Genomic DNA, 12,655 nt, shown 5'->3' with positions numbered 1-12,655 from the left:
TTGTCGCTGGCTTACTCCGCGCCCAGCTTGTCCGCGCGCGCCTGGGCGTCCGCGAAGTTGAGGTCGCCGGAGTAGATCGCGCGGCCGCAGATCACGCCTTCCACGCCTTCTGGCTCCACCTGGCACAGGCGCTCGATGTCGGTCAGATTGGACAGTCCGCCGCTGGCGATCACCGGGATCGACATCGACTGAGCCAATTTCACCGTGGCGTCGATATTGATCCCCTGCAGCATCCCGTCGCGGCCGATATCTGTATAGATGATCGCTTCGACGCCGTAGTCTTCGTACTTGCGAGCGAGATCCGCCACTTCGTGGCCGGTCAGCTTGCTCCAGCCGTCGGTGGCTACCTTGCCGTCCTTGGCATCGAGGCCGACGATGATGTGGCCGCCGAATGCGGAGCACGCATCCTTCAGGAAGCCCGGGTTCTTCACCGCGGCAGTGCCGATGATGACGTACGACAAGCCATCATCCAGCCAGCGCTCGATGGTGTTCAGGTCACGGATGCCGCCGCCCAGCTGCACGGGGATCTCGTCGCCCACCTCGGCGATGATGGATTTGATGGCGGCCTCGTTACGAGGCTTGCCGACGAATGCGCCGTTGAGGTCTACCAGGTGCAGGCGACGCGCGCCCTGGTTCACCCAGTGACGTGCCATGGCGGCGGGATCTTCGGAAAAGACGGTGGCCTGGTCCATGTCGCCTTGTTTGAGGCGTACACACTGACCGTCCTTCAGGTCGATGGCCGGAATGAGCAACATAAGCGTGACGAGCGTGGTGGTTGTGTAAAAAGGAAAAAGGTAGCGATGCCGGCAAACGCGCTGGCTGTTCAGGTCATGTCAGTTTGGCAGTGGATGCGCAGTCTGGTTAGTGGCTCTGAACGATCGCTGGACAGTATCGGGGGCGCTTCAGGTACAGGTGCCTTACGGATTCCAATGCACGAAATTCCGATACAACTGCAAACCCATGGCGGCGCTCTTCTCCGGGTGAAACTGCGTGGCAAAAATATTATCGCGTGCTACCGCACTGGTAAACACGACGCCATACTCGGTTTCGCCGGCAATGTGGGCCGGGTCCTGCGCATGCACATAATAACTGTGCACAAAATAGAACCAGCTGTCGTCCGGGATCCCCTCCCACAGCGGGTGGGCGCGCGACTGGTGCACGCGATTCCATCCCATTTGCGGCACTTTGTAACGCGAGCCGTCCGGCTGCGTCATCCCGTCCAGCTCAAAGCGAATCACCTCGCCCGGCATCAGCGCCAGGCACGGCGTACTGACGCCTCCAGTGCGACTTTCGGTGCTGTGGTCAAAAAGCATCTGTTCGCCAACGCACACACCCAGCATCGGCTTGCTGGCGGCCGCTTCCAGCACCGCCTCCTGCAGCCCGGAGCCGCCCAGCGCACCCATGCAGTCCGGCATGGCGCCCTGGCCCGGCAACACCACGCGGTCCGCCGCGCGGATCGCTTCCGGCCGATCCACTACCTGGACATCCGCTTCCGGTGCCGCGGCGCGCAACGCCTGCGCCACCGAGCGCAGGTTGCCCATGCCGTAATCCACAATTGCTATGGTAGTCATGATTTCAAAACAGGCAACAATGTCTTCAGCCCGTCCACAATGAATTCGACGGCCAGCGCCGACAGGATCAGCCCCATCAGGCGCGTGCCGATATTGATCCCGGTCCGGCCAATCACCCGCGCGATGGGATCCGCCGCGCGGAACGTCATGTACACCACCGCGCCCAGCAACACTCCCAGGCCCACCAGTACCAGCAACTGGTACCAGTGCTGGGTCTTGCCGGCATAGACGATCACCGTGCTGATGGACCCCGGCCCGGTCAGCAACGGCAGCGCCAGCGGCACCACCGCGATGCTTGCCTTGGCCTCGGCCTCGTCCTCTTCCTCGGGCGTGGCCTTGGTCCGGCTGGTCTGGGCGTTCAGCATGTTCATGGCCATCATGATCATGATGATTCCGCCACCTACCTGCAACGACGCCACCGAGATATTGAAGAACTCGATGATCTGCTGACCCAGCAGCGCCGACACCCCGACCACGATTGCCACGGACACCGACGCCGTCTTGATGGTACGCAGCTTCTCCGCTTCCGTCTGCTGGCTGGTCAGGCTGATGAAGAACGGGATCGCCCCGATCGGGTTGATCAGCGCCAGCAATGAAATAAAGGACTTGAGCGTATCCATCGGTTGCGGGTGTATCGGTGTTCGTCAGCGGGCGCCGCAACCAGCCGGCACGCCTACAAGGTGTCGCGGAAGGCAGTCTGGATCAGAGGGTGCCTTTTGTCGATGGGATGATGTTGGCCGCGCGCGGGTCCAGTTCCACCGCCATGCGCAGGGCCCGCCCGAAGGCTTTGAACACCGTTTCGCATTGATGGTGGGCATTGATGCCACGCAGGTTGTCGATATGCAGCGTCACGCCGGCATGGTTGACGAAGCCGCGGAAGAATTCGATCGTCAGGTCCACATCGAAGCTGCCCACGCGCGCACGCGTGAACGGCACGTGGAACTCCAGACCGGGGCGCCCCGAGAAGTCGATCACCACGCGCGACAGGCATTCGTCCAGCGGCACATAGCTGTGGCCGTAGCGCGTGATCCCCTTCTTGTCGCCGATGGCCCTGGCAACTGCCTGGCCGAGCGTGATACCGACGTCTTCCACCGTGTGGTGGTCATCGATATGGACATCGCCGGTGGCTTCGACCTCGAGGTCGAACATGCCGTGGCGGGCGATCTGATCCAGCATGTGGTCGAGGAACGGCACGCCGGACGCCAGCTTCTGGCGACCGGTACCGTCGAGATTCAGCGAAACGCGGATTTGCGTTTCCGAGGTATTGCGGGTGACCTCTGCAACACGCATGGTGGGGTTAATCCTGCAATGAAGCGGCAAAGGCTTCAAGAAACTGCGCGTTTTCTTCGGGCGTGCTGACCGTCACGCGCAGACAGTTGGCCAGCAATGCGTGCATTTTACTCACGTTCTTGATCAATACCTTCCGCGCCAGGAGTCGATCGAATATCTGTGCCGCATCCGGCACGCGAACCAACAGGAAGTTGGCGGCGCTCGGGAATACCGTTACGCCGGGCTGCCCGGCCATCGCGTCGGCCAGCCGCGTGCGTTCGGCGCGCAGTTGGGCTGCCTGGTCGTCGAGCACGCCGACATGCTCCAGTGCGAACAGCGCCGTGGCCTCGGTCAGCACATTGACGTTATAAGGTGGGCGGACCTTGTCCAGCTGGGACAGCCATGCCGGCTCGCCGGCCACGTAGCCCAGGCGGATGCCGGCCAGGCCCAGCTTCGACACGGTGCGCATGACCAGCAGGTTGCCGAATTCGGTCAGCCGGGGCATCCAGCTTTCCTGCGCGAACGGCTGGTAGGCCTCGTCCACCACCACCAGGCTCTGGCAGACCTCTCCCTGCGCGGCGCGGACGATGGCCTCCATGTCGGCGGCGTCGAACAGGTTGCCCGTCGGATTGTTCGGATACGCCAGGTAAATGATGGCCGGCTTGTGCTCGGCCATCGCCGCCAGCATCGCCGCCCGATCCAGCGTGAAGTCCGCGCGCAGCGGCACGCCGACGAACTCGAGCCCGGCGAACTGCGCGGACATCGCGTACATCACGAAGCCCGGCACCGGCGCCATCACCTTCGCGCCCGGCCTGGCCGCGGCCAGCGCCAGCATGCTGATGATCTCGTCCGATCCGTTGCCCAGCAGCACATCCATGCCGGCCGGCACGCCCATGACGTCCTTGAGCTTCGCGCGCAGCGCCTCGCTGCTCGGCACCGGATACCGGTTCAGCGCCACCTCGCCCAGCCGCGCGGCCAGTTGCGTGCGCAGTGCGGGGGGCAGGCAGTACGGATTCTCCATCGCGTCGAGCTTCACCAGACCGTGCGAATCCGCCACATGGTAGGCGCCCATGGCGCGCACGTCGTCACGGATGATGCGTTCGATCAGGGAAGGGTCTACGGCAGGCATGAAGAATCCTCTTACGTTAAGAATTTAAACAATCAACTACGCTTGAAACGGTATTCCGCGCTGCGGGCGTGGGCCTGCAGGCCTTCACCATACGCCAGCTCGGCCGCGATCTGGCCCAGCATCTGCGCCCCGCCCTCGCTCACCTCGATCAGGCTCGAGCGCTTCTGGAAGTCGTACACGCCTAGCGGCGACGAAAAACGCGCGGTGCGTGAGGTTGGCAGCACGTGGTTCGGCCCCGCGCAGTAGTCGCCCAGCGACTCGCTGGTGTAGCGGCCCAGGAAGATGGCGCCGGCGTGGCGGATCTTCTCGCTCCATTGGCGTGGGTTCTCGGCGGAGATTTCCAGGTGTTCCGGTGCAATGGCGTTGGCGATCTCGCACGCCTCTTCCATGTCACGCACCTTGATCAGGGCGCCGCGGCCGGCCAAGGAGGCAGCGATCACCTCACGGCGCGGCATCGTGGGCAGCTGGCGCTGGATACTCGCTTCCACGCGATTCAGGTATTCCGCATCTGGGCACAGCAGGATCGACTGCGCCAGTTCGTCGTGCTCGGCCTGCGAGAACAAGTCCATCGCCACCCAGTCCGGGTCCGTGGTGCCGTCGCAAATCACCAGGATTTCCGAGGGGCCGGCGATCATGTCGATGCCCACCGTGCCGAACACGCGGCGCTTGGCCGCAGCCACGTAGGCATTGCCCGGGCCGACGATCTTGTCCACCTGCGGCAGCGTAGCCGTGCCGTAGGCCAGCGCGCCGACAGCCTGCGCGCCGCCGATCGTGAAGACGCGATCCACGCCGGCGATCTGCGCGGCGGCCAGCACCAGTTCATTGCGCACGCCACCGGGCGTGGGCACGACCATGATGACTTCCTTGACGCCGGCCACGCGGGCCGGAATCGCATTCATCAGCACGGACGACGGGTAGGCCGCCTTGCCGCCCGGCACATACAGGCCCACGCGGTCCAGCGGGGTCACCTTCTGGCCCAGCATCGTGCCGTCGGATTCCGTGTATTCCCAGCTATGGCTGCCGCACTCGATCTTCTGCTTCTCGTGGTAGGCCCGCACGCGCGCGGCGGCGGCTTCCAGTGCGGCGCGGCGCTTCGGTTCCAGGTCTTCCAGCGCCGCTTCGAGCTGGGCCTGCGACAGTTCCAGCGCACCCATCGACGATGCTTCCACGCGGTCAAAGCGACGCGTGTATTCGAGCACCGCCTCGTCGCCGCGCGCACGCACGTCGGCCAGGATCTGCGCAGCCGCGCGATCGATCGCCTCGTCCTCGGACGCCTCGAACGCCAGCACCTGGCGCAGCGCGCTGGCAAAGCCGGGCTCGACGGAGTCCAGCCGGCGGATCGACAGGTTTTCCATATCGGTTTCGTTCATGACTTCCTTCCTAGCGAGTCCCCGGTCGCTGCTGCCTCAGGCAAGCGCCGCCGAGGCCCGTTCAAACGCGTCGAGGATCGGCGCCAGCCGTTCCCGCTTGAGCTTGAGCGCGGCCTGGTTGACCACCAGCCGCGATGAAATTTGCACGATCTCTTCCACTTCGACGAGGTTGTTGGCACGCAGCGTGCCGCCCGTGCTCACCAGGTCGACGATCGCGTCCGACAGGCCGACCAGCGGCCCGAGCTCCATCGAGCCGTACAGCTTGATCAGGTCCACGTGCACGCCCTTCTTGGCAAAATGCTCGCGCGCGGTCTGCACATACTTGGTGGCCACGGCCAGCCGCGCACCCTGGCGCACCGCATTGGCGTAGTCAAAGCCCGCCGGCACCGCCACCGACATGCGGCAACGGGCGATGTTCAGGTCGATCGGCGCATACAGCCCGGTCATGCCATGTTCCATCAGCACGTCCTTGCCGGCCACGCCGAAATCCGCCGCGCCGTACTGCACGTATGTCGGCACGTCCGAGGCGCGCACGATGATGACGCGCACGGCCGGATCGGACGTGGGCAGGATCAGCTTGCGCGATGTCTCGGGATCCTCGGTCACGTGAATGCCGGCGGCCGCCAGCAGCGGCAGGGTCTCGGTGAAGATGCGGCCCTTGGACAGCGCCAGCGTCAGCTGGTCGGGCGAGGCATTGAAGGCGGGGCTCATCGTCAGGTTCTTAATCGATATTCGGGAGTCGGCTCGGCGTGCTTGCGCTGGCAATCAGGCCGCGCTGCGGGTCAGGCGGCGGATCTTGGCGCCCACCGCCGACAGCTTGTCTTCCATGCGGTCGTAGCCACGGTCCAGGTGATAGATCCGGTCGATCACCGTCTCGCCGTCGGCCACCAGGCCGGCAATCACCAGGCTGGCGGATGCGCGCAGGTCGGTCGCCATCACGCTGGCACCGGACAGGCGCGGCACGCCGGTCACCACGGCCGTGTTGCCCTCGGCGGTGATGTTGGCGCCCAGGCGGTTCAGTTCCTGCACGTGCATGAAGCGGTTCTCGAAGATCGTCTCCGTGATGCGGGCGGTGCCTTCGGCGATCGCGTTCAGTGTCATGAACTGCGCCTGCATGTCGGTCGGGAAAGCCGGGTACTCCGACGTGCGGAAGCTCACGGCCTGCGCGCGACGCGGCATGGCCAGGCGGATCCAGTCGTCACCGGTCTCGATCTGGGCGCCCGCCTCGCGCAGCTTGATCAGCACGGCGTCCAGGATCAGCGGCGGCACGCCGCGCAGCACCAGGTCGCCCAGCGTGGCGGCGGCCGCGCACAGGAAAGTGCCGGCCTCGATGCGATCGGCCACCACGGTGTGCCGGGCACCATGCAGGCGATCGACGCCCTGCACGATCAGCCGGTCGGTGCCAATGCCGTCGATCTTCGCGCCCATCTTGACCAGCAGGTTGGCCAGGTCGGTCACCTCGGGTTCGCGCGCGGCGTTCTCAAGCACCGTTTCGCCTTCGGCGAGCGTGGCGGCCATCAGCAGGTTCTCGGTGCCGGTCACGGTGATCATGTCCGTCACCACGCGGGCCCCCTTCAGCCGGCTGGCGCGGGCATGGATGAAACCGTGCTCGATATTGATCTCGGCACCCATGGCCTGCAGGCCCTTGATGTGCTGATCCACGGGACGTGCACCGATGCCGCAGCCGCCGGGCAGCGAGACGCGCGCCTCGCCGAAGCGCGCCACCAGCGGCCCGAGCACCAGGATCGACGCCCGCATGGTCTTCACCAGGTCGTAGGACGCTTCCGGCGAGTTGATGCCCGCGCCCACCAGCGTGGCGGTGTCGCCGGTCATGTCGGCCTGCATGCCCATCTCGCGCAGCAGCTTGAGCATGGTGCGCGTGTCCTGGAGATCCGGCACGTTGTCGATGGTGACGGTATCGGCGGTCAGCAGACCGGCGCAGAGGATGGGCAACGCCGCGTTCTTGGCGCCCGAAACACGGATCTCGCCTTTGAGCGGGCCATTGCCCTGAATCTGGAATTTGTCCATGTTCTGTCAGTTGCGACCGGACGGATCATGCCCGCCCGGTATCGTTGTGGCGGGAGCCGCGCATATCGGCGCCCGGCTCCAATCGGTGAAACGGCCCTGCCTTACTTGCCCTCGCCCGCCTGCCATTCGGCCGGCGTCAGCGTCTTCATCGACAGCGCGTGGATCTCGGCGCGCATGCGGTCGCCCAGTGCGGCGTAGACACGCTGGTGACGCTGGATCAGGCGCTTGCCGTCAAACTCCGCGCTGACGATGGTGGCAAAGAAGTGCTGGCCATCGCCTTCCACTTCCAGATGGTCGCAGGGCAAACCTTGGGCAATGTAATCCCTGACTTGTTCCGGTGTAGGCAGCATGTCTGTCTCTTGTGAAATCCGTCGGTGCGGCAATCAGTGCCGCAGCTTGTAACCCGTCCTGAGCATTCGCAGCGCCAGCGCGGCCAGCACTGCAAACGCGACGGCCACCACCGCCAGGCTATGCAGGGGCGGCACGTCCGATACGCCGAAGAAGCCGTAGCGGAACCCGTCGATCATGTAGAAGAACGGGTTGGCGTGCGACACCGCCTGCCAGAACGGCGGCAGCGAGTGAATCGAATAGAACACGCCGGACAGGAACGTGGCCGGCATGATCAGGAAGTTCTGGAACGCGGCCAGCTGGTCGAATTTTTCCGCCCAGATGCCTGCGATCAACCCCAATGTGCCCAAAATGCTCGCGCCCATCAGCGCGAAGACCACGATCCAGGCGATGTTGGCGAAATGCAGGTTCGCGAACCACGCCGTCACCAGCAGCACGCCCAGGCCCACGCTGAGACCGCGGATGACCGACGCCACCACRTAGGCRCCRAACATYTCCCAGTGCGACAGSGGCGGCAGCATGATRAACACCAGGTTGCCGGTGATCTTGGACTGGATCAATGACGACGAACTGTTCGCAAACGCATTCTGCAACACGCTCATCATCACCAGGCCCGGCACCAGGAAGGCGGTGTAACTGATCTGGTCATAAACCCGCACCCGGTCTTCCAGCACGTGACCGAAGATCAGCAGGTACAGCACCGCGGTCAGCACGGGCGCCGCCACGGTCTGGAAAGCGACCTTCCAGAAACGCAGGACTTCCTTGTACAGCAGGGTTCGGAAACCGACGAAGCCACCCACGGCCATCGAGGCCAGGCGCGCCTGATCGTCGGCGATGTCGATATCTGCCGGGTTTCTCATGCCGCGGGCTCCATGGCGGGGTCGGGTAGCGCGCCGGGCATGTGCCCCTCCCGCCGCATGATCTGGACGAACACGTCCTCGAGGTCTGCCTTGCTGATTTCCATGTCTTCGACTTCGCAGCCGGCTTCGCGCAGCGCGGCCAGGATCGGCTCCACCGCCTCGTAGCCGGACAGGCGCAGCCGGTGGGCGCGCTCGCCGGGGTTCGAGGGGGTACGCAGCGCTTCCAGCTCCGGCGGCAGCGTGCCGCGCGACAGCGTCAGCACCAGTTGCAGCCCGGCAAACTGGGTCAGCAGGTTGCTGGTCCGGTCCAGCGCCACCACCTCGCCAAACTTCAGCATGGCGATACGATCGCACAGCGCCTCGGCCTCTTCGAGGTAGTGCGTGGTCAGGATGATCGTGTGACCTTCGCGGTTCAGGCGCGAGATGAACTTCCACAGCGTCTGGCGCAGCTCAACATCCACGCCGGCCGTCGGTTCATCCAGTACGATCACAGGCGGCCGGTGCACCAGCGCCTGCGCCACCAGCACGCGGCGCTTCATGCCGCCGGAGAGCTGGCGCATGTTGCTGTCGGCCTTGTTGGTGAGATCCAGGTTGGCCATGATCTCGTCGATCCAATCGTCATTGCGCGTCAGCCCGAAGTAGCCGGACTGCAGGCGCAGCGTCTCGCGCACCGTGAAGAAGGGATCGAACACCAGTTCCTGCGGCACCACGCCCAGCATGCGGCGGGCCATGCGGTAGTCATCCACCACGTCATGCCCGAGCACGCTGATGCGCCCCGAATCGGCCCGGTTCAAGCCTGCGAGGATCGAGATCAGCGTGGTCTTGCCGGCCCCGTTGGGGCCGAGCAGGCCGAAGAATTCGCCGCGCTCGACGGTAAAACTGACGCCCTTGAGCGCTTGCAGACTGCGGTAGCGCTTGCGGACATCGGTAATTTCGATGGCTTTCATGGCCGAATGTCTTGTGACGGGTCCACTTTGGGGGACCGGCCTCTCTTGGAGTTGGGGAGCGCCCTCGGGGTTAGCCGCGCAGCACCTGGTGCATGAGTGTCAGGACACTTGGGGGCGACATGGGGACGAACAACCCGGAATTATAGGGGATGCGGGGGATCTCCCGCTTCGGTCCGATCCTGCCGGGCCGGCCATTCCGACGCGGCGTCCGGCCGCTCGGCCGGCGCCGGGGCATCGCATCGACCAGCGCAAACGGCGCGCGGCCACGGATGCCGGTTCAATGTCGGTGGTGGTGTTCCGGGAGAGAGGCGGCTGCAACCGGCGCCAGGCCGAGCAGTCCGTCGACGCCGTAGAGGCTGGCCAACTCGGCCAGTTGTGGCGGCACACCGGTCAGTGCCAGGGCCTGGCCGCGCCCGGCTGCGGCACGCTGCCACGCCAGAAGCACGGCGACGGCGGCCGAATCGACCTGCACTAGCGCACTGCAATCCACTGCCACGTCGCCCTGGGTCACGCGCGACAGCCCGTCACGCAGCACGGCGGCGGCGTTGCGGTTGGTCAGCGAGGCTCCGAACGAAGGCATCAGGATCGAGGGAAAGAGGGGGCGAAAAAACAAGAACTCCCGCTCGGCATACAGCGGGCGGGAGCGAGCGGCCATTGTAGACCAGTTTGGTTGCGGTGTGCTGCACCGCAACCAGATCGTGCCGGACGGGCTAGCTCTTGGCGTTGGCCAACTGGCGATTGCGGTCCTGCAGGGTCTTGATAACCCCATCCACGCCTTGCTGGCCGACGATCGTGTTGAAGCTGCCCTTGTAGGCCTCGGTCAGCCAGGCGCCCAGCACGTTGATGTCATACACCTTCCAGCCCTGCGCGGTCTTCTCCAGACGATAGTCCAGCTGGATCGGCTCGCCCTTGTTGATGACCTGGGTGCGGATCGTCGCGTCGGTGTCTTCCGGCGTGCCACGGTACGGACGGAACTGAACCTGCTGGTCGCGGATCTGGGCAATGGCGCCGGCATACGTACGGATCAGCAGCGTCTTGAATTCGTCGGTGATGATCTTCTGTTGTTCGGGCGTGGCCTTCGACCAGTTGCGGCCCATCGCGATCTGCGTGGTCTTCGTGAAGTTGGCGTTCGGCAGGATCTTCTGCTCGACCAGCGCCGAGATCTTCGCAATGTTGCCGGCCTGCATGTCCTTGTCGCTTTTCACGGTGGCCATGACGTCGTTCACCACGGTCTTGACCAGCGCGTCGGGCGAGGACGCGTCCACGGGATCCTGGGCCTGCGCGGCGCCGGCAAAGGCGAAAACGGCGACGACGGGGAGCAGCAAACGCTTCAGCATTGTGTATTTCCTTTCAATCAAGGGCTTTGCTCATCGGCGATGACGTGACGAGCGGGTGCCCAGGGAACCTTGGCCGGCCCAGCCCGACAACTGCCAGATACCGCGCCTATTGGAACACAGGCGCCAGCGGGACGTTTCACGTCCACGTAGCGCTGGCGCCACTTTCAAACACTTTGTTTCAGAGCTCACAGCACGCTCACAGGCGACCGGCCCCTTGTCCACATTGGTCCGGCCGCCTCTCAGCGACCGAAGCGCAACGTCCCGCCCGGACCAATCAATCGGTTGGGCGGCGGCACCGGCAGCGCCTGGTCGGGCTGCGTGCCCTGCTGCTGCGCCTCCGAAGCCGGCTTGCCGTCGGCTGGTGCCGCAGGCGTCCCATCTGCCGGCGAGGCAGGCTTGCCATCGGCCGGCGCACCGGGCTTGCCTTCCGCCGGAGCGGCCGGCATCGCCGGCTCCGCGGACTGGCCGTCAGCCGGAGAAGCCGGGCCGGACGGCGCGGGGGTCTCGTCGCCGTCCTCGCTCTTATCCGCCGGCGGGTTGCCGTCATAGATCAGGTACTGCCGCCGCTGCATATAGGAATCACGCAGGAACGCATACCGATCCAGCGCCGCCGCTTCGATCAGGTTCGACGCGCCCAGCAACTGCGCGCGGCCATCGACAATCCGCACCCCGGTCGCGGTATTGCGAATCCACACCGGGTAGATGTAGGCGGACGGGTCCAGCTGGCGGTCCACCAGCATGCCCACAGTGTCGCGCACGTTGCTCGGACCGAACAGCGGCAGTACCAGGTACGGTCCCGACGGCACGCCCCACACGCCCAGCGTCTGGCCGAAGTCTTCCTTGTACTTCGGCAGCCCAGCCGGCGTGGCAATGTCGATCAGCCCGCCGATACCCAGCACGCTGTTGATCGCCACGCGCATCGTGTCTTCCGCCGCACGCGTCGGCTTGCCCTGCAGCAGGTTGTTCGCCGCCGAGTACACATCGCTCATGTTGGAGAAGACATTGCCGATGGCAGTGCGCACCGGCGACGGCACGTAGTCCGCATACACCTGCGCCACCGGCTTGAGCGCGTACTTGTCGACCTGTTCATTGACCGTGTGGACGCCCCGGTTAAGCGGCTCCAGCGGGTCCTTCGGATTGGCATTGGGGCCAGTCGCGCAACCGGCCAGCGCCACTGCAGCCACGATCGCTACCACCAGCCGCGTCAGCCCCCGCGGCCGGTGTCCTCTGCCACCAGCGCTCATTTCGTTCCACCCAGACCTGGCGCGGCGGGCAAGGTGGCGGCACCGGATGCCGGAGCGGCCGGCGCCGGGGCGGCGCTGCCGCCACCCGCGCCCGCATCGGCCGCCTTGTTGTACAGGAACTGGCCGATCAGGTTTTCCAGCACCACGGCCGACTGGGTCATCGTGATCTTGCCGCCCTGCGCCAGCATGGCGGTGTCGCCACCGGCTTCCAGGCCGATGTATTGCTCACCGAGCAGGCCCGAGGTCAGGATCTTGGCCGACGTGTCCTTGGGAAACTGGTAGCGCTTGTCCAGGCTCAGTTCCACGGTGGCCAGGTATGCCTTGTCATCGAAGCGGATGCCCGCCACCCGGCCCACCACCACGCCCGCGCTCTTGACCGGCGCGCGCGCCTTCAGGCCGCCGATGTTGTCGAACTGTGCCGTCACGCCGTAGGTCTCCTGGAACGAGAAGCTGCTCATGTTGCCAGCCTTGAGTGCCAGGAACAGGAGGGCGGCAAACCCCACCACCACGAACAACCCCACCCAGTAGTCGAGCGATTTTTTCTTCATGCGA

15 protein-coding genes are annotated in these 12,655 nt (G+C 65.1%); all 15 read right to left on the bottom strand.

Going from position 1 to position 12,655, the window contains the following annotated elements; genetic code table 11:
• Positions 1-11: 11 nt before the first annotated feature.
• Positions 12-755, bottom strand: coding sequence for a 1-(5-phosphoribosyl)-5-[(5-phosphoribosylamino)methylideneamino]imidazole-4-carboxamide isomerase (gene hisA / locus AC1DOX_RS19030; protein WP_092141132.1), 744 nt, complete (start codon positions 753-755; stop codon positions 12-14).
• A gap of 162 nt (positions 756-917) precedes the next feature.
• Entirely contained in the window at positions 918-1,571 is a 654-nt protein-coding gene (hisH, locus tag AC1DOX_RS19025; RefSeq protein WP_176861065.1) for an imidazole glycerol phosphate synthase subunit HisH, read from the bottom strand.
• The gene (locus AC1DOX_RS19020; protein ID WP_441619525.1) at positions 1,568-2,191 is read right to left on the bottom strand and encodes a YchE family NAAT transporter; all 624 of its coding nucleotides are present in this window, start codon (positions 2,189-2,191) and stop codon (positions 1,568-1,570) included. Before AC1DOX_RS19020 ends, hisH begins: the two co-directional genes overlap by 4 nt.
• Before the next feature lie 82 nt (positions 2,192-2,273).
• Complete coding sequence (gene hisB / locus AC1DOX_RS19015; protein ID WP_441619523.1) at positions 2,274-2,861, bottom strand: imidazoleglycerol-phosphate dehydratase HisB; 588 nt, start codon at positions 2,859-2,861, stop codon at positions 2,274-2,276.
• Positions 2,862-2,868: 7 nt separating this feature from the next.
• Positions 2,869-3,969 (bottom strand): histidinol-phosphate transaminase, encoded by a 1,101-nt coding sequence (gene hisC, locus AC1DOX_RS19010; protein WP_092141138.1) that lies wholly within the window; start codon positions 3,967-3,969, stop codon positions 2,869-2,871.
• A 32-nt stretch (positions 3,970-4,001) separates the two neighbouring features.
• On the bottom strand, positions 4,002-5,339 hold the full coding sequence (gene hisD / locus AC1DOX_RS19005; RefSeq protein ID WP_441619520.1) for a histidinol dehydrogenase: 1,338 nt from the start codon (positions 5,337-5,339) through the stop codon (positions 4,002-4,004).
• Positions 5,340-5,375: 36 nt separating this feature from the next.
• Positions 5,376-6,050, bottom strand: coding sequence for an ATP phosphoribosyltransferase (gene hisG / locus AC1DOX_RS19000; RefSeq protein WP_092141142.1), 675 nt, complete (start codon positions 6,048-6,050; stop codon positions 5,376-5,378).
• Positions 6,051-6,104: 54 nt separating this feature from the next.
• A complete protein-coding gene (gene murA / locus AC1DOX_RS18995; RefSeq protein WP_441619518.1) occupies positions 6,105-7,367 on the bottom strand; it encodes a UDP-N-acetylglucosamine 1-carboxyvinyltransferase in 1,263 nt (420 codons plus the stop codon).
• A gap of 101 nt (positions 7,368-7,468) precedes the next feature.
• Complete coding sequence (locus tag AC1DOX_RS18990; protein ID WP_092141146.1) at positions 7,469-7,717, bottom strand: BolA family protein; 249 nt, start codon at positions 7,715-7,717, stop codon at positions 7,469-7,471.
• A 33-nt stretch (positions 7,718-7,750) separates the two neighbouring features.
• Entirely contained in the window at positions 7,751-8,575 is an 825-nt protein-coding gene (locus AC1DOX_RS18985; protein WP_369804711.1) for an ABC transporter permease, read from the bottom strand.
• The gene (locus tag AC1DOX_RS18980) at positions 8,572-9,522 is read right to left on the bottom strand and encodes an ABC transporter ATP-binding protein (protein ID WP_441619515.1); all 951 of its coding nucleotides are present in this window, start codon (positions 9,520-9,522) and stop codon (positions 8,572-8,574) included. Before AC1DOX_RS18980 ends, AC1DOX_RS18985 begins: the two co-directional genes overlap by 4 nt.
• 277 nt (positions 9,523-9,799) lie before the next feature.
• Positions 9,800-10,102, bottom strand: a complete 303-nt coding sequence (locus AC1DOX_RS18975; protein WP_092141150.1) for an STAS domain-containing protein — start codon at positions 10,100-10,102, stop codon at positions 9,800-9,802.
• Between the two features lie 130 nt (positions 10,103-10,232).
• The gene (locus AC1DOX_RS18970) at positions 10,233-10,859 is read right to left on the bottom strand and encodes an MlaC/ttg2D family ABC transporter substrate-binding protein (protein ID WP_092141152.1); all 627 of its coding nucleotides are present in this window, start codon (positions 10,857-10,859) and stop codon (positions 10,233-10,235) included.
• 239 nt (positions 10,860-11,098) lie between these two features.
• Positions 11,099-12,103, bottom strand: coding sequence for an MlaA family lipoprotein (locus tag AC1DOX_RS18965; protein WP_441619512.1), 1,005 nt, complete (start codon positions 12,101-12,103; stop codon positions 11,099-11,101).
• Positions 12,100-12,651, bottom strand: a complete 552-nt coding sequence (gene mlaD, locus AC1DOX_RS18960) for an outer membrane lipid asymmetry maintenance protein MlaD (RefSeq protein ID WP_441619510.1) — start codon at positions 12,649-12,651, stop codon at positions 12,100-12,102. Before mlaD ends, AC1DOX_RS18965 begins: the two co-directional genes overlap by 4 nt.
• Between the last annotated feature and the right edge of the window lie 4 nt (positions 12,652-12,655).

Source organism: Cupriavidus sp. 01L415 (assembly GCF_056400065.1).
This window is presented reverse-complemented; position numbering and strand designations above follow the sequence as displayed.

Excerpts from the sequence above, each read along its gene's own strand:
- hisB (WP_441619523.1), bottom strand. The coding sequence starts at position 2,861 with ATGCGTGTTGCAGAGGTCACCCGCAATACCTCGGAAACGCAAATCCGC.
- AC1DOX_RS19020 (WP_441619525.1), bottom strand. The coding sequence starts at position 2,191 with ATGGATACGCTCAAGTCCTTTATTTCATTGCTGGCGCTGATCAACCCG.
- mlaD (WP_441619510.1), bottom strand. The coding sequence starts at position 12,651 with ATGAAGAAAAAATCGCTCGACTACTGGGTGGGGTTGTTCGTGGTGGTG.
- AC1DOX_RS18980 (WP_441619515.1), bottom strand. The coding sequence starts at position 9,522 with ATGAAAGCCATCGAAATTACCGATGTCCGCAAGCGCTACCGCAGTCTG.
- AC1DOX_RS18975 (WP_092141150.1), bottom strand. The coding sequence starts at position 10,102 with ATGCCTTCGTTCGGAGCCTCGCTGACCAACCGCAACGCCGCCGCCGTG.
- hisD (WP_441619520.1), bottom strand. The coding sequence starts at position 5,339 with ATGAACGAAACCGATATGGAAAACCTGTCGATCCGCCGGCTGGACTCC.
- AC1DOX_RS18990 (WP_092141146.1), bottom strand. The coding sequence starts at position 7,717 with ATGCTGCCTACACCGGAACAAGTCAGGGATTACATTGCCCAAGGTTTG.
- AC1DOX_RS18970 (WP_092141152.1), bottom strand. The coding sequence starts at position 10,859 with ATGCTGAAGCGTTTGCTGCTCCCCGTCGTCGCCGTTTTCGCCTTTGCC.
- murA (WP_441619518.1), bottom strand. The coding sequence starts at position 7,367 with ATGGACAAATTCCAGATTCAGGGCAATGGCCCGCTCAAAGGCGAGATC.
- hisH (WP_176861065.1), bottom strand. The coding sequence starts at position 1,571 with ATGACTACCATAGCAATTGTGGATTACGGCATGGGCAACCTGCGCTCG.
- hisC (WP_092141138.1), bottom strand. The coding sequence starts at position 3,969 with ATGCCTGCCGTAGACCCTTCCCTGATCGAACGCATCATCCGTGACGAC.
- AC1DOX_RS18965 (WP_441619512.1), bottom strand. The coding sequence starts at position 12,103 with ATGAGCGCTGGTGGCAGAGGACACCGGCCGCGGGGGCTGACGCGGCTG.
- hisA (WP_092141132.1), bottom strand. The coding sequence starts at position 755 with ATGTTGCTCATTCCGGCCATCGACCTGAAGGACGGTCAGTGTGTACGC.
- hisG (WP_092141142.1), bottom strand. The coding sequence starts at position 6,050 with ATGAGCCCCGCCTTCAATGCCTCGCCCGACCAGCTGACGCTGGCGCTG.